Source organism: Mesorhizobium sp. CO1-1-8, assembly GCF_020164875.1.
Classification (GTDB): domain Bacteria; phylum Pseudomonadota; class Alphaproteobacteria; order Rhizobiales; family Rhizobiaceae; genus Mesorhizobium.
In genome coordinates this window covers 161,035-180,332 of the sequence record NZ_JAIUGZ010000009.1, presented here as the reverse complement: position 1 = coordinate 180,332, position 19,298 = coordinate 161,035, and the positions used below count along the sequence as shown (strand labels likewise).

Below are 19,298 nucleotides of genomic sequence, written 5' to 3'. Positions count from 1 at the left end.
AATGGAGGCTCAGGGTGCCATGCCGACCAACCGCAGGATCAATGCCAGGGGAAAACGGCTCATCACCACCGCTCTGGTGCTGGCGCTGACGGCGGGCGTTGCCGGTTGCGGAACCGACAAGCTCTCCACCGGCTCTATCGCACGCACCAGCGGCAAACCGCTGGAAAGCATGTCGGCCGGTGAACTGCACAGTGCCACCGGCGCACTTGGCCAATCCTATGCGAAGAACCCCAACGACAAGCGGATAGCGACGAATTATGCGGCTGCATTGCAGATGGATGGCGACGCCGATCAGTCGCTCGCCGTGATGCGCAAACTCGCCATCGCTTTGCCGAAGGATCGTGACGTTCTTGCCTCCTATGGCAAGGCGCTGGCCGCCAATGGCCAGTTCGAGGCGGCGCTCGACGCCGTGCGCCGTGCTCAGACACCGGAATATCCCGACTGGAAGCTGGTGTCGGCCGAAGCGGCCATTCTCGACCAGACCGGTCAGAAGGACGATGCGCGCCGGCTTTACCGCAAGGCACTCGATCTCAAGCCGAACGAGCCTTCCGTGCTCTCCAATCTTGGCATGTCGTATGTGCTGGAAGGTGACCTGCGCACCGCCGAAACCTATATGCGCTCGGCCGCGCAACAGCCGAATGCGGACAGCCGCGTCCGCCAGAACCTGGCACTGGTCGTCGGCCTGCAAGGCCGTTTCGACGAGGCCGAGAAGATCGCCTCACAGGAACTCTCGCCCGAACAGGCGCAGGCAAATGTCGCCTATCTCAGGCAGATGCTGGCCCAGCAGAACGCCTGGAGCCAACTCAAGGATCAGGACAAGCCGAAGTCCGCGACCAACTGAGATCACAATTCCAACAACCTCAAACGAAGAAGCCGCGCTGCATGCAGCGCGGCTTCTTCGTTTGAGGTTGAATGCAGGAATTTGCCTTGCCGCTACTGGGCGTTTGCTGCCGGCGCCGCATGATCGCCGAAGATACCGCGCTGGCTGACCTGAATACCGGCGGGACCCAAAATGATGGCGAAAAGCACCGGCAGGAAAAACAGGATCATCGGCACGGTAAGTTTTGGCGGCAGGGCGGCCGCCTTCTTCTCGGCCGCATTCATGCGCATGTCGCGGCTTTCGGCGGCAAGCACGCGCAGTGCATGCGCCACCGGCGTGCCGTAACGCTCGGCCTGGACGAGCGCCTGAGACACCGACTTGACCGAATCCAGGCCGGTGCGGCTTGCCAGGTTCTCGTAGGCCTGCTTACGCTCCGGCAGATAGGAAAGCTCGGCGTTGGTGAGGATGAACTCTTCCGCCAGCGCAACCGATTGCGCGCCGATCTCGTCGGCGACCTTGCGCAGTGCTGCTTCCACCGACATGCCCGATTCGACGCAGATCAGCATCAGATCGAGCCCATCCGGCCATGCCATCTGGATCGACTGCTTGCGCTTGGTGGCGCGGTTGTTGACGTAGATGACTGGCGCGTAGAAGCCGCCGTAAGCAACGAGGATGCAGACGAACAGCCTGATGACCAACGGCTTGTCGGGCAGTCCTCCGAGCACGAAGATGTAGATTGCGGCCAGCGCGAAACCGACAAAAGGAAGCACGAGACGGAAGAAAAGAAACCGCGTCAGCGGATTCTGTCCACGAAAGCCGGCTACCTTGAGTTTCTGCAAGGTGCCTTCATCGGCGAGCGCGCGTCTCAAATCCAGCCGGTCGACAATGTTGCGCATGCCGACCGACTGTTCCTCGCGCAAGCCCTTGCGACGGCGGTCGGCCTCGACCGCAAGCCGGGCGCGCTGCTGCGCACGCAGTTCGTCGCGTTCCAGCGCAACGGATTTCATGCGTGACTTGAGCTGGTTTCCGCCAAACGCCGGCAGCAAGGTGAAGACGGTCGCAAACACCGCAATGGCGACCAGCATCGCGATCAGGAAGCTCGGATCCGTCAGGGTCTTGATGACTTGCTCGGTCATGCCAGCATCCTAGACTTCGAAATTCATCATCTTGCGCATCACCAGGATGCCGATCGACATCCAGACCGCAGAGCAACCAAGGATCAGGTTTCCGACGCTGGTGTTGAACAGCGGCATCAGATAGGCCGGGCTGGACAGGTAGACGAGAAAGGCGACGATGAAGGGCAGCGCACCGATGATCGCGGCGGACGCCTTCGCTTCCATCGATAGCGCCGCGACCTTGGCTTTCATCTTCTTGCGATCGCGAAGCACGCGCGAAAGATTGCCCAGCGCCTCGGAGAGATTGCCGCCGGCCTGCGATTGAATCTGGATAACGATGCCGAAGAAGCTTGCCTCGGTGCAAGGCATGGTTTCGGGCATGCGCAAGGTCGCGTCGGGGATAGAGAGGCCCATCTGTTGTGAATCGACGATGCGGCGAAACTCGGTCTTCACGGGTTCGGGCGATTCGTTGGCGATCAGGCGCACGGCGTCGTTCAGCGGCAGGCCGGATTTGACCGCGCGTACGATGATGTCGAGCGCGTTTGGAAATTCATTGAGGAATGCCTTGACCCGGCGGGCGCGCCGAAACGTGACGAACCAGCGCGGCAGGCCCAGCCCCCCGGCCAGCAGCACGCCCGGCAAGGCGATCAGCGGGGCTCCGGCCACAAAGGCGACAATCGTCAGAACGATGCCGCACATTGCGGAATATATATAGAAACGCTCGATGGTGGTCTTGAGGCCGGCCTGACGAAGCTGAGCTTTCAGCGGCGGTTTTTTGACGCGGCTGTCCTTGGTTTTCTGCTTGGCGTCGAGCTCGTTGAGAGAATCCTGAACCGATTTGCGCCGCTTGGTGGCTTCCGCCACGCGGTCGCGCGAGGCTTTGACGACGGAGCGATCCGTCTCGGCGGTCCTGATCGTTTCGAGCCGCTTGCCGACCTGTTTCTCGTTGCTGATCCGGGTGAACAGAAATGCATAAGCGACGGCGCCGGCGCTGAAGCCGGCGAGCACGACAAACGCCAGTACTGTGCCGTCAATTCCAAACATTGGCCCGAACCCTTACACCCCGGCGTACGTCAGTCAGCGCGTTTCTCCATCGCTTCGAGCGCAATGGCGAGACGCTGCTCCTCGCCGTAATAGCGTGCACGCTCCCAGAAATGCGGACGGCCGATGCCGGTCGAGACGTGCTCGCCCAACAGCCGGCCGTTGGCGTCCTCACCCTTGATGTTGTAGAGGACGATATCCTGCGTAATGATGACGTCGCCTTCCATCCCGATCACCTCGGTGATGTGGGTGATGCGGCGCGATCCGTCGCGTAGGCGCGCCGCCTGGATGATCACGTCGATGGAGCCGACGACGATTTCGCGCACTGTCTTCTGCGGCAACGAATAACCGCCCATGGCAATCATGGACTCGATACGGTTCAGGCATTCGCGCGGGCTGTTCGAGTGGATCGTGCCCATCGAGCCGTCATGGCCGGTGTTCATCGCCTGCAGAAGATCGAACACTTCGGGTCCGCGCACTTCGCCGACGATGATGCGCTCGGGACGCATGCGCAGGCAGTTCTTGACCAGGTCGCGCATCGTCACCTCACCCTCACCCTCCAGATTGGGCGGGCGGGTTTCGAGGCGCACCACATGCGGCTGCTGCAATTGCAGCTCGGCCGAGTCTTCGCAGGTGATGACGCGCTCCTCGCGGTCGATATAGTTGGTCAGGCAATTGAGCAGCGTCGTCTTGCCCGAACCGGTACCGCCCGAGATCACGATGTTGCAGCGAACACGGCTGATGATCTTGAGAACTTCGGCGCCCTGCGGCGAGATGGCGCCGAACTTGACCAGTTGATCGAGCGTTAGCTTGTCCTTCTTGAATTTACGGATAGTGAGCGTGGCGCCGTCGATGGAGAGCGGCGGCGCGATGACGTTGACGCGGGAGCCGTCGGGAAGGCGCGCGTCGCAGATCGGGCTGGATTCGTCGACGCGGCGGCCAACCTGGCTGACGATGCGCTGGCAGATGTTGAGGAGCTGCTGGTTGTCACGGAAGCGGATGCCGGTCTGCTCGACCTTGCCGTTGACTTCGATGTAGACGTTCCTGGAGCCGTTGACCATGATGTCGGCGATGTCGTCGCGGGCGAGCAGCGGCTCGAGAGGCCCATAGCCGAGCACGTCGTTGCAGATGTCCTCGAGCAGCTCTTCCTGCTCGGCGATCGTCATTGCGAAGTTCTTGATCGCGATGATATCGTTGACGATGTCGCGGATTTCCTCGCGCGCGCTTTCAGGATCAAGCTTGGAAAGCTGCGACAGATCGATGGTGTCGATGAGCGCGGAGAAGACCTGGCTCTTGGTATCGTAATAAGTTTCGCTCTTTTCGCGCTGTGCCCGCTTCGGCTCAGGCGCCAATGGCGGTGCCTCGACCGCACGGCGCGCCGGCGGCGCGACAGGCGCGCTTGGCGCTGCGGGCCGGGTCAGAACCGCCGTGTCCATGGAACCTGCAGCCGGCGGCGCAACAGGCGCCGGTGCTGGCTGGCGAAATTCCGGCGTGAACCGGTTGCCGTCGTCGCTGCCTTTTTTACCAAACATGATCGACTACCGATTCCACTGCTGAAGCGTCACTTCTTGTTGCGCGAGAGCTTGCCGAGCAGGCTGCCGAGCCCGGCCTTCTTCTTGATCCTGATCTCGCTGCGCCCGGTCAGCACGTGCGCCATTTCGTTGATCATAGCGACGACCGGGTTCTTGGCATCCATTTCGCCAAGCATGCGTCCGTTGTTGGCGGCATTGCCGAACAGCAACGGATCAAAAGCAATGACCGACATTGGCGACAAGCCGAGCGGCTCGGCGAAGTCGGATGGCGAAATCTCCGGGCGCTTCGGCACGCCGGCCTGGTTGATGATCAGCTTGGGCGGCGGATCATTGGGACGAAGCCGCTTGAGCATATCGACGAGGTTCTTGGTGTTGCGCAGATTGGCAAGTTCCGGTGTCGCGGTGATGACGATCTCGTCGGCCTTGACCAGGGTGTTCTTGGTCCAGCCCGTCCAGGCATGGGGGACGTCGAGCACCAGAAGCGGCACGCTGCGCTGGGCGGTGTCGATGAGCTGAACGAAGGCCTCGGGATCGAAATCATAGACCCTCTCGAGCGTCGAAGGTGCTGCCAGCAGCGACAGATGCTCGGCGCACTGGGTCAGCAGCCGGTCGAGATAGACTTCATCGATCCGCTCCGGTGAAAACACCGCTTCGGCGATGCCTTGCGCCGGATCCTGGTCGAAATTGATGTTGGCCGTGCCGAAAGCCAGATCGAGATCGGCGACGACCACTTCGGATTTGAACAGGGAGGACATCGCCCAAGCCACATTGTGAGCGATCGTCGAGGAGCCGACACCGCCCTTGGCGCCGACGAACGCGATCGAGCGGCCAAGCGGCTCGGCTTCCGGATCGATGAAAATCGACGACACCACGCTGACGATGTCGGCCATCGAGACCGGCGCGATCACATATTCGGAAATGCCGTTGCGGATGAGCTCGCGGTAGAGGCCGACATCATTGTAGTGACCGATCACCACCACCTTCGACGTCGGATCGCAATATTCCGAAAGCTGGGCGAGTTGTTCCAGCAATTGCTTGGGCTCGCTGCGCGATTCCAGCAGGATCAGGTTGGGCGTCGGCGCCGATTGGTAGAATTCGATGGCAGTGGGGACGCCGCCCATATGGACCTTGAGATGCGCCTTCGTCATGCGGCGGTCCTCGCCGGCGCGCTCGACCGGGTTGGCAACGCCCTCGGTCTCGCAGAATGCCTGGATCGAGATGCGCGGGATCGGCCGCAACGCCTGCATCGCGGCGATGTCCTGCTGCGAGGTATCGCTGCCGTCCACCGGGGCATCGTAGGCAAGGTTGCTCATCGTCATGCTCTTTCCCGTGGCCTGTTCTATCCGAGACTGGCGGCTCAGTACGTCACTTCCGAATTGCCGAGGAACTCGTCGGAGATGCCTCTTGCACGGTAAACATCGATCACCGCGCCGCGGTTTTCAGCATCAATGGTGGACGGTTTGCGCGGGCCGAGCAGATCGGCGGGGTTGGCCATCTGGGCGGCAAGATTGTTCTGATAAGAGCAGCCGAAATCGGCATAGTGCTTGTTTTCCGACGTGTCGACGAGGTCGGCTGGCCAGCGTCCGCATTTGTCGGTCTGCGCCCTCACCGCAACATAAGCGACGCGGACCGGCGAGGATATCTCGCTGGAGGCAGCCTGATAGGAGGTGACGACAAGCCGGTTGCGCTTGACGCCGCTGGCGATCGCGAGCCGGGCGAAATCGCGGGCCGCCGCGGTCGCGGCGACCTCGTTGGCCGATCCGCTCGGGACCTGGATCGTCAGCGTCGGGGCGGCACTTCTGTCATAGCCATCCAGGAAGCCAAGGAGCGTATCGCGCTGAGAGCCAGTCATGCCGCGGTCACCTGCGCCAACCGGCAGATCGATCTTCTGATTCTTCTCTGCGATCACGATCGGATGGTTGGTGCGGTAATCGTCCGGAATGGCGCCGACCGTGATGCTGTCGCGCTGGGCGCAACCGGCCAGCAGCGCAGCCACCGCAACCGCCAGGACAGGAACGCCTCGCCGGCAGATCCGCGAGCGGCCAAAGCGCATCGCGGCCTCGATGGTGCTTGCCTTCAATGCTGACTGAGACATGACCGCTTCCCCGCTCACTTGTAGATGAAGCCGACAACGCCGTGGTAGCGGCCGTTGGGCTTGTCTGTCTGCATGGTGCCGTAGACGCGATTGACGCGGCCAAGGAACATGCCGGCGCCATCGCTGGCGGCGTTGAAATTGTCATCCGGCTTGGCAAGGTCGTTGCGGGCCACCGGCTTCACCAGATAGGGCGTTATGATGATGACGAGCTCGGTCTCGTTGCGGACGAAGTCCCTGCTGCGGAAGAGCGAGCCGAGCACCGGGATCTTGGCCAGGCCAGGCAGGCCTGAGATGGCCTGGCGAACGTCGTCACGAACGAGACCGGCGATCATCATCGACCCGCCCGAAGGCAATTCGACGGTGGTATCGGCAAGCCTTTTGCGGATCGACAATATCGTCATGCCGGGTTGAGTGCCCGCGCCTTCGAGGGTTGGCGCACCATCCGTGGTCGGTTCCGATACAGACGTCCTGACCTTGAGGCTTATGCGCCCCGCCGACAACACAACCGGCTGGAACTCGAGGCCAATGCCGTATTCGATCTTTTCAAACGAATATGTCGTCAGGCCGGTCTGATTGTCGGTTGAGACATTGCTCGAGCGACCGGTGGCCAGATTGTACTCGCCGCCGACCTTGAACGTTGCCTTCTCGCCCGACACGGCAGTGAGGGTCGGCTCGGCCAGCGTCTTCATCACGCCGCTTTGCTCCATGGCATTGATGTAGGCCTGGAGGCCGTTTCCGATCCCGTCTCCAAGCAACAAACCGGAACTGGCCGAAAGCGGCTTGCCCAACCCGAAAGCAGGCGAGCTTGCCGCGCTGTAGGAAATTCCGTTGGAGCTGCCGCTGCCGACCATGTTGACGCCGAGCTGCTTCATCACGGAGCGGCTGACTTCGGCGACCGTGACCTTCAGCGTGACCTGGTCGTCGCCGATGATCTGCAGCAGGTTGACGATCTTGCTGGTGCGGCGCTCCTGGTCCGGATTGTTGATGTCGACACCGCTCTGCGCCGAACCGCCGGCGGCGGTCTGCGAATATTGTCCCGTCGTCGCTTCACCACCCGAAACGAAGATCGTCGCCAGGTCGGCCGCGCGCTTTGCATCCAGCGGCGTGTCGACCGTTCCGGTCAGGACGACGTTGTCGTTCAGCAGTTCCACCTTGATGGCCGACGTCGGCAGGAACCGCCTGATATAATCTTCAAGGCCGGCAACGTCGCGTTCGACGGCCAGGTCCAGGCTGACGATCTGCTCGCCATTCGGGCCGAAGACAAAAATGTTCGTCTCGCCGACCGCCTTGCCGAACAGGTAGATGCGCCTTGCGGTGCGGGTCACCGCATCGGCCACCGCCGGGTTGGCGACGAGAATGTCATAGGCGTCGCTCGGCAGGTCGATGACCACCGACTTGTTGAGGCCGAGCTTGACACGCTGGGTGGCTGTCGATGCCGTGACCTGCGCATTCTTTGCCTCGACGACGCTGCCTTGTACATTCGTTCCGACGAGCAGCAGGCCGAATGCCGCGGCTACGATTGCCGGCAGTTTGCCACCTAGCCTCATTTCCTTGCTCCCACTTCGGAAACTTCGCCCGACTTGATCAACCTCACCGTTCCCCTGCGGCCATTGCCGGAAACGAGATAGTCGGCCTCACCCACATTCTTTTCCTGCGTGTCCGCGACCGCCCGCAGTGCCAGGGTCAAGCGATCCGCCATCTGCTGGGCGACGGTGATGATCTCCGCCTGCTTGGGCGTCAGTTCCAGCGTGGCGGTCTGGCCCACCCTGGTCTTCTTGCCTTCCTCGTCCTCCTGAATGGTCTGGTCGATGGCCAGGACGCGGATGTTCTTGAGGATGGTCTCGGTATTGAAGCCGGCGGCACCGCTGGCCGCATCGGCCCTGCGGGTCATGATGACATCGACGAAATCGTTGGGAAGAATGAAGCCGCCGGCCGACGTATCGGCAGAGATGGCCGTGGCGACCGCCCGCATGCCGGAAGGCAGGATCGACGACATGAAGCTCTGCCCCTCGCCGATCAGCTTGGAACGCCGCAGCGGCTCTCCGGCATACATCGCAACACGGGCAATGGAACCCTTCAGCTTGTCCAGCGCCTCGGGCTCGGCGGTGCGCGTGATGAAATTCGCGTTGACGCCGTCGGCCGGCCAGGATTGCCAGGCGATGTTGTTTTGGATCGGGTTGCCCATCGGAACGTCGCCTGAAAGCACAAGCACATCCTGGAGTGCCACCGCCGGGGCCTGGGGACCGGAATCGACGACGACCTGGGGCGGCGGTGCCACCATGTTTTTCGCGACATAGCCAGCGCCACCCGCCGCAGCCACCGCCACGCTCAGAATTATCAATCGCGATGCTGGCATCTGCTCGAACCCTTGCCCTGGCAAACCACGTAGCCAAGCCGGACTTTGCAGCGGCAATCGTCAAAACAAGGTTAATGTAATGCTTACGATCGTGATTAATTTAACGTTTACATAAATTGGTCGGAATGTGGTCTGGACGGCCAGATTGGCCGGGCCGGCCCTGTTGAGAACGGGGTTCTGCATGCAGACAGACAGCAAAAATAAGATTGTGGTCAGGCCGCAAGCCTGGCAAGCGCCCATACCATCAAAGGCGAATCCGGATAGGTCAGCAACCCGCCAAGGCCGAGCGCGACGCCGTAGGGAACACCTTTTGCCTCGTCGGCGAAATGGCGCAGAAATGGATTTTGGCCGGTAACGCCCGCAAGCAGCGACTTCCGGTAGAGGATGATGGCGAGCGTCAGCAAGCCGCCGATGATTGTCGAGGCGACAAGATACTCGACGAGATTGATATTGAGGCCCATCCACATCGCGGTGGCGGCCAGAAGCTTGGCGTCGCCGCCCCCCATGCCGCCCATTGCAAACAGGCCGAACGTCACGGCCAGGACCAGGGCGCCGGCGGCGAAATGTCCGCCATAGGCCGCCCAGTCCATGCCCGTCAGGGGCGCGACCAGCGCGAAAACGACGACGAGCAGCACCGGCACGCGGTTGGCGATCGTCATCGACAGCATGTCGGAGATCGCGGCAAACAGCATGCAGAATGGAAAAACGACAAAGATCAGGGCTTCAAGCATCGGCACTATGCCTATTGTCGGATTTCATTGTCCGATTTCACGGGGCTCAATCTAGGCATGTTCGATTAACGATTGATGAGGCCCGCGACGAAAAGACGACTGATATTGGCAGCGGCATGTAAAAAGGGCCGCCATGCGGCGGCCCTTTTCCAAAACGCAATCCAACTTCTCGGCGATAAGGCCGATCAGCTGCCGCTCGGCGCGCTGTTCAGCGTGGTGCCGATGTTGGTGAACTTGGCGTTGAGCGCATTGCCGAGCGTGCCGGCGCCGGTGATGATGGCGAGCGCGATGAGAGCGGCGATCAGACCATATTCGATAGCGGTCGCGCCGGATTCGTCCTTCACAAAACGTGCGATGAGATTAGACATTCGAGAGCTCCTACTCCACGTGTTACAGCACTTCCGTCAACTTCTGTGATGGTTGATCGGATGCTGCCAATCTAGGGAGAAGCTCTTTCGATCGGCTTAAGAAACAGCCTTACCGATTCCTTTCCCGGTTCGAACATATTGCGTGGTTAACTTCGGGCAAAGTACCGCCGCGCCTTCCAGCCCCGGGCTTGGCAGGTTTTCGACCCGACCGGCCGCGCCTCGCAGGCGCCTTGTCGGCCATTGCACGATTGGCAACATCGCATGCTTAACCGTTGGTTCACCAATCTCGTTCATGTTCCGTTGATCAGTCCGCCTGCGTGGAGCGCCTCAATGGCCCAGCCGAGATCGTCAATCCTGATTGCCACGCTTCTTGCCGTCTGGAGCTTCGTCGTGCCCGCCATGGCCGGCGCCGGCATCGAGGTCACGATGAACCAGGCCAAGATCGTCAAACTGTCGCGTCCCGCAGACACCATCGTGGTCGGCAACCCGGCAATCGCCGACGCTTCGGTGCAGGACGCTTCGACGATCGTGCTCACCGGCAAGGGTTTCGGCGTCACCAATCTGGTCGTACTCGATACCGACGGCAGTCCCATAGTCGATGAGCAGGTTACCGTCGTGCGGCAGGCCGCTTCGTCGGTGCGCATCTATCGGCGCGCCGAAATCCAGACGATGTCCTGCACGCCCTATTGCGAAAGCTCCTACAAGAGCGAAGCGGAGAAGTCTTCCGAAGCGGAGATGAGCGTCAGCCGATAGGTGGCGTGACCGGCTGCCGTTCCGGTTATTGGCTGGTTAAGAAGCCTGCACCGACTTTAACGATCATCCAAACCGGACCTCAATTGGTTTGCGTTAATGCTCCTTCCGAGACCGCATAGAGATCGGCAGGATTGGACATGAGCACGGAATTCGGCTGCGCAGGCGACCACAGAGCGGGACGCCCAAGGTTTTTCGCTCGCTTCCTTCGTGACCGGCGCGGCGCCACGGCAATCGAATTCGCGATCCTTTCAGTCCCCTTCGCGCTGCTTGTCTTCGCCATTCTGGAAAGCTGCATCTCGTTTGCCGCGCAGGAAGTGATGGCCAACATCACCGACGATGTCGCGCGACAGTTGCGCACGGGCCAGTTAAAGGCGGCCACCGTCACTGAAGACGGGTTGAAGACCACGATCTGCAACAAACTGCAGATCATCGTCGCCCAGGATTGCAAGCTTCAGTTGATGGTGGATCTTCGCCAATACACGGCATTCGCAGACGCGGCGGCGGCCGGCTTCAAGATCAAGAACAACGATGTCCAGTTGACGAACGGCACCATCGAAGTGCCCTTTTCCACTACGGCGGGTGCGGCGGAGTCGAGGAACATGCTGCGGGTCTTTTACAAATGGCCTGTTATGACCGACCTGCTGGCCAAATCGATGGGCGGCAACAAGACCCTGCATTTCGCATCGGTGACCTGGCAGAACGAGCCGTTCGACAACTGAGCGGAATGCACGAGCAGTATAAGAAAAGGGCAACGGACATGATGCGTGCGGGGGCACATCTTATGATTACGGGAGTTTGGCGGAAAGCAAGTCGATTCTGGTCCGATCGCCGCGGCATCGCGGCGGTCGAATTCGCTTTGATCATGCCAATTCTGCTGATCATGTATTTCCTGACAATGGAAGCGTCACAGGCCATCGAGACCAGCAAGAAGGTCAGTCGTATCGGCAGCATGGTGGCCGATCTCGTCACCCAGCAGACAAGCGTCCTCAAAGCGGATGTCGACGCCATCATGCAGATCGGCAGCGTCACCCTTCAGCCCTACAACCGCTCGAGCCCGACCATCACCATCACGGCAATCCAGGTCTCGGCCGATGCGACGAAGGCACTGGTGGTGTGGTCACGCAAATTGGTAGCCGGCGTCGCCAGCCCTGGCGCCGCCGCCACCACCGAGACAACGGTCCCGGCAGCGCTCAAAGTCGCCAACACTTTCCTCATCCGCGTCGAAAGCAACCTCGGCTACACGCCGGTCATCGCGTGGAGCGCGAGCAGTCAACAGAAGCTTGGGCTGACCTCGGCTTTCAGCAACATAACCATGGGCGAAACCTATTTTCTGCGCCCCCGCAGAAGCGTGACGATCCCTTGCGGCGACTGTTGAACAGAGGCAGCCAGGCGCTGCGCAGGGCCGCTCCAGCTACTGCTGCTGCCCGCGGTCCGAAACGAAGCGCACGATAGCAGCGGCCATTTCGTAGTCTTTTGGCGCCACGGTGGCGAAGCCACCGGGATGCTTCGACTCCAGAAGGTCGTAGATATCTGGCGTCGTCGATTTGAGGTTGGTGAGGAACACGGTGAGCCGGCGCTTGGCTTCGGGGTCGAGATCGCTGCGGACCGCATGCGGGCCATATCTCAGCAGGCCGCCCGACGTCCACACGACACGAAGGGCCGTCACCGAGAGCCCTGCCGCCTCCAACCTCGCCTGCGTGCCCGGTGCTCCCGGCCGGCTGTCGGCGGCGGCCGTCACCCAGCCGAACAGGCCATCGGCTTTGCCGTCGACCAGCATCGTCTCGGCCGCCGCGGCCGAATCGGCATGGATCAGGAACGGTGCATCTTCCGCGATCTTGCGGCCTTCCGCCGCCAACGCCGCCAATGGCAAGAGAGAACCGCCGACGCTGTCCGAAGGCGCCATGGCGATACGATGGCTGTCCATCGCCGCAAGGTCGGGCAGCTTGCCGTCCCGCGTCAGCAGAACGGAGCGGATGCCGATCGCGCCGTCTGAATCGACCGGCGCGACAAGCGGTTCGATACATAAGCAGCGCTGCGAGGCCGTTGCATAGGCGGTGGCCGAATAGATCGCATATTCGATGCGGGCATTGGCCTGCGCCTCGATCAGCGCGGCATAGTTGGGGGCAACGACAAACTCGACCTTCATGCCCAAGGCCTTGGTGTAGGCGTCGGTCAACAGTGCCAGCCCCGGAACGGAGTTGCCGGCGCCTGGTTCGGCAACGATGCCGATGCGAAACGTGCCGATATCATCGCGCCAGTCAGCATGCGCCGGATTGGACCAGAGCGCGACCTGCGCCAGCATGAGAGCGGCATAAGTCTTCAGCGCAACCCTCATGACAGGAACCACAGTCTGTTGTCCTCGATCAATGCCCATGCCCGGTGCATTTGTGCATGTCGTTGCCCAAAACCGCTGCGCACCTTTGGGCGACATTACTGGATCATCACGCCAAGCCGTTGCCGTTTGGTTTCCGAATTGCCAATGAAGTCGCGGAACCCTATGTCTGGTCGTTCAAACTGGCAACAACTCGATGGCGCGCGCTTTCCTCTTCGTTCTGGACTCCTTCGGCGTCGGCGGCGCGGCTGACGCCGACCGCTACGGTGACGCCGGCGCCAACACTTTCGCGCACATCGCAGAAACCTGTGCAGAGGGCCGCGCGGATCGCGAAGGGCTTCGCAGTGGACCGCTGTTTGTCCCCCACATGGCCTCGCTCGGCCTTGGCAAGGCTGCCGAAACCGCAACGGGACTGGGCTTTGCCAGCAGCGGGACGGATCTGCTCCCAACTGCCTTTCACGGCGCCGCACAGGAGGTTTCGAGCGGCAAGGACACGCCATCGGGCCATTGGGAAATCGCCGGCCTGCCGGTGCGCCTCGACTGGGGCTATTTCCCGGATACGGTGCCCGCCTTTCCGGCCGAACTGACCGAGGCGATGATCCGCGAAGGCAAGGTGCCGGGCATCCTCGGCAATTGCCACGCGTCGGGCACCGAGATCATCGAGCGCTTCGGCGAGGAGCACATCCGGACCGGCAAGCCGATCTGCTACACGTCGGTCGACTCGGTCCTGCAAATCGCCGCGCATGAAGTCCATTTCGGCCTCGATCGGCTTTATGAATTCTGCCAGGTGGTGCGCAGGCTGGTTGACCCGCTGAGGATCGGACGGGTGATCGCGCGGCCGTTCGTCGGCGAAACCTCCGCCACTTTCGAGCGGACATACAACCGCCATGACTACGCCGTGCCCCCGCCGGAACCGACCCTGCTCGACCGGCTGACGGCGCGTGGCAGCCGTGTCATCGCCGTCGGCAAGATCGGCGACATCTTCGCCCATCGCGGAATTTCGCAGGTCCGCAAGGCGGCAGGCAACATGGCGATGTTCGATCAGGCGCTGGGTGCGATGGATGATGCCGGCGACGGTGACCTCGTCTTCGCCAATTTCGTCGACTTCGACACCGAATTCGGCCACCGCCGCGATGTCGCGGGCTATGCTGCCGCGCTCGAGGCCTTCGACCTGCGGCTGCCGGAGGCATTTGCGAGGCTGCGGCAGGGCGATCTACTCATCCTGACGGCCGATCACGGCAACGACCCTACCTGGGGCGGGACCGATCACACGCGCGAGCGCATTCCGGTGATCGGCACTGGACCGGGTCTCAAGGGCGACGACATCGGGCTGAGAACGACCTTCGCCGACATCGGCGAGACCGTGGCCGAGCATCTCGGGCTGGCGCCCGGACGCTACGGCACTTCTTTCTATACGGCGATCGGCGGTCATGCCTGAATTGCCGGAGGTCGAAACCGTCCGGCGCGGACTTCAGCCGGTTCTGGAAGGCGCCACCATCGCTTGCGTCGAGGCGCGCCGACCGGATCTGCGCTTTCCATTTCCCGAGAAATTCGCGCAGCGACTGACCGGCAAGACGATCACGGCACTCGGCCGCCGGGCCAAGTATCTGACGATGGACCTGGAAGGCGGCCCCGTGCTGATCTGCCATCTCGGCATGTCGGGCTCATTCCGCATCGAGACGGCCGATGGCAGCGACATGCCCGGCATCTTCCAGCACGACCGCTCGAAGAGCTTCAATCACGATCACGTCGTCTTCCATGTCGTATCTCCGGCAGGCGCCCGATCCCGCGTGATCTTCAATGATCCGCGCCGCTTCGGCTTCATGTTGTTTGCGGAAGGGCTGCCGGACGTTCATCCGATGCTGGCTGGACTTGGCGTCGAGCCTACGGGCAACACGTTGGACGGTGCGCTGCTTGCCTCATTGATGAAGGGGCGGCGATCACCGCTGAAGGCAGCGCTTCTCGACCAGAGGCTGATCGCCGGGCTCGGGAACATCTATGTGTCGGAGGCGCTGTGGCGCGCCAACCTGTCGCCGCTGCGCGAGGCAGGCACGATCGCCAAACCCGGAAAGAAAGCCCAGGCCCAAAGCGAACACCTCGCGCAAGCCATCCGTTCGGTGATATCGGATGCGATCGCGGCCGGCGGATCCTCACTGCGGGATTATATGCAGACCGATGGGTCACTGGGCTATTTCCAGCACTCCTTCGCCGTCTACGACCGCGAGGGCGAGTCCTGCTCCAAGCCCGGCTGCAGTGGCCACATCGAACGGATCGTGCAGAGCGGCCGATCGACCTTCTATTGCCGGACATGTCAGCGGTGAGTTAGACGAGCGCGAGCGAGGAGAAGCAGCCATGGCCTATGAGACGATCATCACCGAGACGCACGGCAAGGTCGGACTGATCACGCTGAACAGGCCGCAGGCGCTCAACGCGCTGAACTCCCAGATCCTGACCGAAGTGGTGGCGGCCGTGAACGGGTTCAGCGCCGATCCCGGTATCGGCGCCATGGTCATCACCGGTTCCGAAAAGGCTTTCGCCGCCGGCGCCGATATCAAGGAGATGCAGTCCATCTCCTACGCGGACGCCTACGCCCAAGACTTCTTCGTCGGCTGGGAGGAACTGACGCGGGCGCGAAAGCCAATTATCGCGGCGGTGGCGGGCTATGCACTCGGCGGCGGCTGCGAGCTGGCGATGATGTGCGATTTCATCATCGCCGCCGACACGGCAAAGTTCGGCCAGCCCGAGATCACGCTCGGCGTCATACCAGGCATGGGCGGGTCGCAACGGCTGACCCGCTTCGTCGGCAAGGCGAAGGCGATGGACATGTGTCTGACCGGGCGGATGATGGATGCCGCGGAAGCCGAGCGTTCTGGCCTGGTGTCGCGGGTCGTGCCTGCCGGCGACCTTGTCCAGGAGGCGCTGAAGGCCGCGGCCAAGATCGCCGCTTTCTCGCTACCATCGGTGATGATGGCAAAGGAGGCTGTCAACCGCGCCTTCGAGACGACGCTTGCCGAGGGATTGCGGTTCGAGCGCCGGCTGTTTCACTCACTGTTTGCACTGGACGATCAGAAGGAAGGCATGGCGGCCTTTGCCGAGAAGCGGAAGCCGAATTTCACCAACCGCTGACGCCAGTCCTCTCGCCGGGAAGAAGATGGCTGCTGGCCGCCAAAAAGAAGGCCAGGCAGCGTTGACGCGCCGGAAAAGCTGAACTATAAGCCGCACCAACCGAGGCGGCCCCGTGGCTGCCCGTTTGTTTTTTGCGCCCTGCGGCATCCCGCATGCGCCGACCAGATCAGAAGAGAGGCATCATGGCCAATACATCCTCGGCCAAAAAGGCAACGCGCAAGATCGTCCGCCGCGCAGCGATCAACAAGAATCGCCGCTCGCGCGTCCGCACCTATATCCGCCAGGTCGAAGAGGCGCTTGCCTCCGGTGACAAGGCTGCCGCACAGGCTGCCTTCAAGATCGCGGAGCCGGAATTGATGCGCGCCGCGACCAAGGGCGTGATTCACAAGAACACGGCGTCCCGCAAGGTGTCGCGACTGGCCCAGCGGGTCAAGGTACTGTCGGCCTGACATTACTTGCCTAGACTGACGTTCTTCGAACCCGGCCGTTTGTGCCGGGTTTTTTCGTTTGCCGGCAAGCACTTAAAAAGAATGTCCGGAAACGCCGTCTTGTGCGGATTTCACAATTAGGAATAGTTTGCCGGCATATGCATGCCTGCTGTTGACCCGCATGCGTGAAAAGGGCCGGCTTAATGATTCTTTGCTGTCAGAAATAGATGATATTTTTCAGACGCTTACAGGTGGTGATCCACAGCTTGTCCACACCGGGCCGACCCGATCGGGGACAAGTCGCTGTCAAGCGAATTATTTCAGAATATTTCTGTCAGCGCCCGGTTTTTCATATTCGCCGGAAAAGGGTTTGAATCACAATGGCTTTGTTAAAATGTGCCGTTGCGGCACGCCACTCGAACCCGCCTCCAGTAACCAGATTCCTTAAAAATCCGTTAGACGTGGCCTTGCCCTATCCACAGCGATTTCGGTAGTGTCGATCTATCGAAAGGGACGGGCTCTGGCTCTTAACCCAAGCCTGAATCGGCCAGCTTAAATTGGCGGTATTTGCAACGGGGATCAAGTCCGCGGACGGGTTTGGTTTGTCTTTTTCGATACGGTAGGGGACTGGCGTAACTAGACATGGCAGGTAGACGGCGCGCCGGCGCTCTTTTCGCCGGACGGTGTTGTATTGCCCTGACATACCCAACGCGGACTGGCTTCCATGGGCCGGCACCGGTTCCCACGGATAATGGGCGATGTGCATCTGCCGGCGGCGGCAGCGGACATCGTAGCAAAGGCTTAGGTCGCCGGAACCGGATGCAGGAGGCGCATCCCCGGTGGAAACAGGTACGGAAGGACAAGGAAAAGATCATGCAGAGCGGCATCGAAAGGGAGCTTACGGGCGACCTCCCATTTCCTGGAACTTTGATCGGAGCAAACGACATGGCGGTGTCCAGCGACGCGGAACAGAAATTCGACCGGGTCAAAACCCAGTTGAAGGCGCGCCTGGGAACCGAAGTCTATTCGAGCTGGTTTGGCCGCATGAAGGTGGCCGAGGCTTCCAAGGGCATCGTCCGCATCTCGGTGCCTACGGCCTTCCTGCGCTCCTGGATCAACGGCCACTATCTCGACCTCATCTCCGAGCTGTGGAGGCAGGAGGATCCCGATCTCCTCAAGATCGACATCGTCGTGCGCACGGCAACCCGTCAGGGACGCAGCCAGGCCGAGCCAGAGGTAACGCCAGCACGCAGCAAGGTGACACGGCAGACGCAGACGGCGCTTGCCGCCGGCACAGTCAGCCCCAGCCGGGTGGAGCGCGCATCGGCTCCGCGTCCGGGCACACCGATCGAAAGCGAATTCCGCCACAACGTTCTGGGGTCACCGCTCGATCCGCGCTACACGTTCGGCTCTTTCATCGAGGGACCGTCGAACCGGGTGGCCTTCGCCGCCGCCAAGGCAGTGGCGGAATCGCAATCGAGCGCGGTGCGCTTCAATCCGCTTTTCCTTCACGCAACCGTCGGGCTCGGCAAGACCCATTTGCTGCAGGCCATCGCCGCGGAATCGCTCAAGCAGAACCCCAAGTCGCGCGTCGTCTATCTCACGGCCGAGTATTTCATGTGGCGCTTTGCCACTGCGATCCGCGACAACAACGCGCTGACGCTCAAGGAGCAGCTGCGCGACATCGACCTGCTCATCATCGACGACATGCAGTTCCTGCAGGGCAAGTCGATCCAGCATGAATTCTGCCATCTGATCAACATGCTGCTCGACAGCGCCAAGCAGGTCGTCGTCGCTGCCGACCGGCCACCATCGGAACTGGAATCGCTCGAACCGAGGGTCCGTTCGCGCCTCAATGGCGGTGTCGCGCTTGAAATGTCGGCGCCCGATTTCGCCATGCGGCTCGGCATGCTCAAATTGCGTCTTGCCACGGCCAGGGGCGACGACGCATCGCTCGACATTTCGGAGGAGATCCTCAATCACGTCGCCCGCACCGTGACCGGCAGCGGACGCGAGCTGGAAGGCGCCTTCAATCAGCTTTTGTTCCGTCAATCCTTCGAGCCGCAGATCACCATCGACCGGATCGACGAAATCCTCGGCCACATCTATCGCACCGGCGAGCCGAAGCGTGTCCGCATCGAGGACATCCAGCGCATCGTCGCGCGTCACTACAATGTGTCGAAGACCGAATTGCTGTCCAACCGGCGCACGCGCACCATCGTCAAGCCGCGGCAGGTCGCCATGTACCTGTCGAAGGTGATGACGCCGCGCTCGCTACCCGAGATCGGACGGCGTTTCGGCGGTCGCGATCACACTACGGTGCTGCATGCCGTGCGCAAGATCGAAGACCTTTCCGGCAACGACAACACGCTGGCGCAGGAACTTGAGCTTCTGAGGCGGCTGATCAACGACCAGGCCTGACCCTCCGGGAGTGGCCGAACCGAAACAACACCGGATTCAACGGCTTGCCAGTGCGGCGCTGGGCCTGCATCGGGCTCGTGGCGCCACCTGGAAGCGATCGGGATTTCGGTTTTTCGACACTGGCTCGCGGACTTCGGGCGCGTTATCCCCAGAAAGCCCGCGTAGCCGGCCTGAACCGGT

19 protein-coding genes are annotated in these 19,298 nt (G+C 61.6%); 9 read left to right on the top strand and 10 right to left on the bottom strand.

Annotated elements, in window-relative coordinates:
• The first annotated feature begins 19 nt into the window (after nt 1-19).
• The gene (locus LB558_RS19365; protein WP_127256719.1) at nt 20-841 is read left to right on the top strand and encodes a tetratricopeptide repeat protein; all 822 of its coding nucleotides are present in this window, start codon (nt 20-22) and stop codon (nt 839-841) included.
• Nucleotides 842-933: 92 nt separating this feature from the next.
• Here LB558_RS19365 and LB558_RS19360 read toward each other — a convergent pair whose 3' ends face one another.
• From LB558_RS19360 to LB558_RS19320, 9 genes are all read right to left on the bottom strand, one after another.
• Entirely contained in the window at nt 934-1,956 is a 1,023-nt protein-coding gene (locus LB558_RS19360; protein ID WP_224699016.1) for a type II secretion system F family protein, read from the bottom strand.
• Nucleotides 1,957-1,965: 9 nt separating this feature from the next.
• The gene (locus tag LB558_RS19355; RefSeq protein WP_224699015.1) at nt 1,966-2,979 is read right to left on the bottom strand and encodes a type II secretion system F family protein; all 1,014 of its coding nucleotides are present in this window, start codon (nt 2,977-2,979) and stop codon (nt 1,966-1,968) included.
• A 29-nt stretch (nt 2,980-3,008) separates the two neighbouring features.
• On the bottom strand, nt 3,009-4,508 hold the full coding sequence (locus LB558_RS19350; protein WP_224699014.1) for a CpaF family protein: 1,500 nt from the start codon (nt 4,506-4,508) through the stop codon (nt 3,009-3,011).
• A gap of 29 nt (nt 4,509-4,537) precedes the next feature.
• Complete coding sequence (locus LB558_RS19345; RefSeq protein WP_224699013.1) at nt 4,538-5,827, bottom strand: AAA family ATPase; 1,290 nt, start codon at nt 5,825-5,827, stop codon at nt 4,538-4,540.
• 38 nt (nt 5,828-5,865) lie between these two features.
• A complete protein-coding gene (locus LB558_RS19340; RefSeq protein ID WP_224699012.1) occupies nt 5,866-6,603 on the bottom strand; it encodes a CpaD family pilus assembly protein in 738 nt (245 codons plus the stop codon).
• Between the two features lie 14 nt (nt 6,604-6,617).
• Nucleotides 6,618-8,150 (bottom strand): type II and III secretion system protein family protein, encoded by a 1,533-nt coding sequence (locus LB558_RS19335; RefSeq protein ID WP_224699011.1) that lies wholly within the window; start codon nt 8,148-8,150, stop codon nt 6,618-6,620.
• Nucleotides 8,147-8,959 (bottom strand): Flp pilus assembly protein CpaB, encoded by an 813-nt coding sequence (cpaB, locus tag LB558_RS19330; protein WP_127256712.1) that lies wholly within the window; start codon nt 8,957-8,959, stop codon nt 8,147-8,149. The genes LB558_RS19335 and cpaB overlap by 4 nt, the downstream gene beginning before the upstream one ends.
• A gap of 212 nt (nt 8,960-9,171) precedes the next feature.
• On the bottom strand, nt 9,172-9,690 hold the full coding sequence (locus LB558_RS19325; protein ID WP_224699010.1) for a prepilin peptidase: 519 nt from the start codon (nt 9,688-9,690) through the stop codon (nt 9,172-9,174).
• A gap of 185 nt (nt 9,691-9,875) precedes the next feature.
• Entirely contained in the window at nt 9,876-10,058 is a 183-nt protein-coding gene (locus tag LB558_RS19320; protein WP_224699009.1) for a Flp family type IVb pilin, read from the bottom strand.
• 330 nt (nt 10,059-10,388) lie between these two features.
• Between LB558_RS19320 and LB558_RS19315 the strand changes: the two genes are divergently transcribed.
• The 3 genes from LB558_RS19315 (at nt 10,389) to LB558_RS19305 (ending at nt 12,186) form a co-directional block, all read left to right on the top strand.
• The gene (locus LB558_RS19315; protein ID WP_224699008.1) at nt 10,389-10,811 is read left to right on the top strand and encodes a pilus assembly protein N-terminal domain-containing protein; all 423 of its coding nucleotides are present in this window, start codon (nt 10,389-10,391) and stop codon (nt 10,809-10,811) included.
• Nucleotides 10,812-10,948: 137 nt separating this feature from the next.
• Nucleotides 10,949-11,530 (top strand): TadE/TadG family type IV pilus assembly protein, encoded by a 582-nt coding sequence (locus LB558_RS19310; protein WP_224699007.1) that lies wholly within the window; start codon nt 10,949-10,951, stop codon nt 11,528-11,530.
• Nucleotides 11,531-11,568: 38 nt separating this feature from the next.
• Nucleotides 11,569-12,186, top strand: coding sequence for a TadE/TadG family type IV pilus assembly protein (locus LB558_RS19305; RefSeq protein ID WP_224699088.1), 618 nt, complete (start codon nt 11,569-11,571; stop codon nt 12,184-12,186).
• A 36-nt stretch (nt 12,187-12,222) separates the two neighbouring features.
• Here LB558_RS19305 and LB558_RS19300 read toward each other — a convergent pair whose 3' ends face one another.
• Nucleotides 12,223-13,146, bottom strand: coding sequence for a phosphate/phosphite/phosphonate ABC transporter substrate-binding protein (locus tag LB558_RS19300; protein WP_224699006.1), 924 nt, complete (start codon nt 13,144-13,146; stop codon nt 12,223-12,225).
• Nucleotides 13,147-13,339: 193 nt separating this feature from the next.
• Here LB558_RS19300 and LB558_RS19295 point away from each other — a divergent pair, with 193 nt between their 5' ends.
• The 5 genes from LB558_RS19295 (at nt 13,340) to dnaA (ending at nt 19,118) form a co-directional block, all read left to right on the top strand.
• The gene (locus LB558_RS19295) at nt 13,340-14,581 is read left to right on the top strand and encodes a phosphopentomutase (RefSeq protein ID WP_224699005.1); all 1,242 of its coding nucleotides are present in this window, start codon (nt 13,340-13,342) and stop codon (nt 14,579-14,581) included.
• Nucleotides 14,574-15,464, top strand: a complete 891-nt coding sequence (gene mutM / locus LB558_RS19290; RefSeq protein ID WP_224699004.1) for a bifunctional DNA-formamidopyrimidine glycosylase/DNA-(apurinic or apyrimidinic site) lyase — start codon at nt 14,574-14,576, stop codon at nt 15,462-15,464. The genes LB558_RS19295 and mutM overlap by 8 nt, the downstream gene beginning before the upstream one ends.
• Before the next feature lie 31 nt (nt 15,465-15,495).
• Entirely contained in the window at nt 15,496-16,269 is a 774-nt protein-coding gene (locus LB558_RS19285; RefSeq protein WP_224699003.1) for an enoyl-CoA hydratase, read from the top strand.
• Nucleotides 16,270-16,451: 182 nt separating this feature from the next.
• Nucleotides 16,452-16,718 (top strand): 30S ribosomal protein S20, encoded by a 267-nt coding sequence (gene rpsT / locus LB558_RS19280; RefSeq protein WP_013533694.1) that lies wholly within the window; start codon nt 16,452-16,454, stop codon nt 16,716-16,718.
• 924 nt (nt 16,719-17,642) lie between these two features.
• Nucleotides 17,643-19,118, top strand: a complete 1,476-nt coding sequence (gene dnaA, locus LB558_RS19275; protein ID WP_224699002.1) for a chromosomal replication initiator protein DnaA — start codon at nt 17,643-17,645, stop codon at nt 19,116-19,118.
• Nucleotides 19,119-19,298 lie beyond the last annotated feature (180 nt).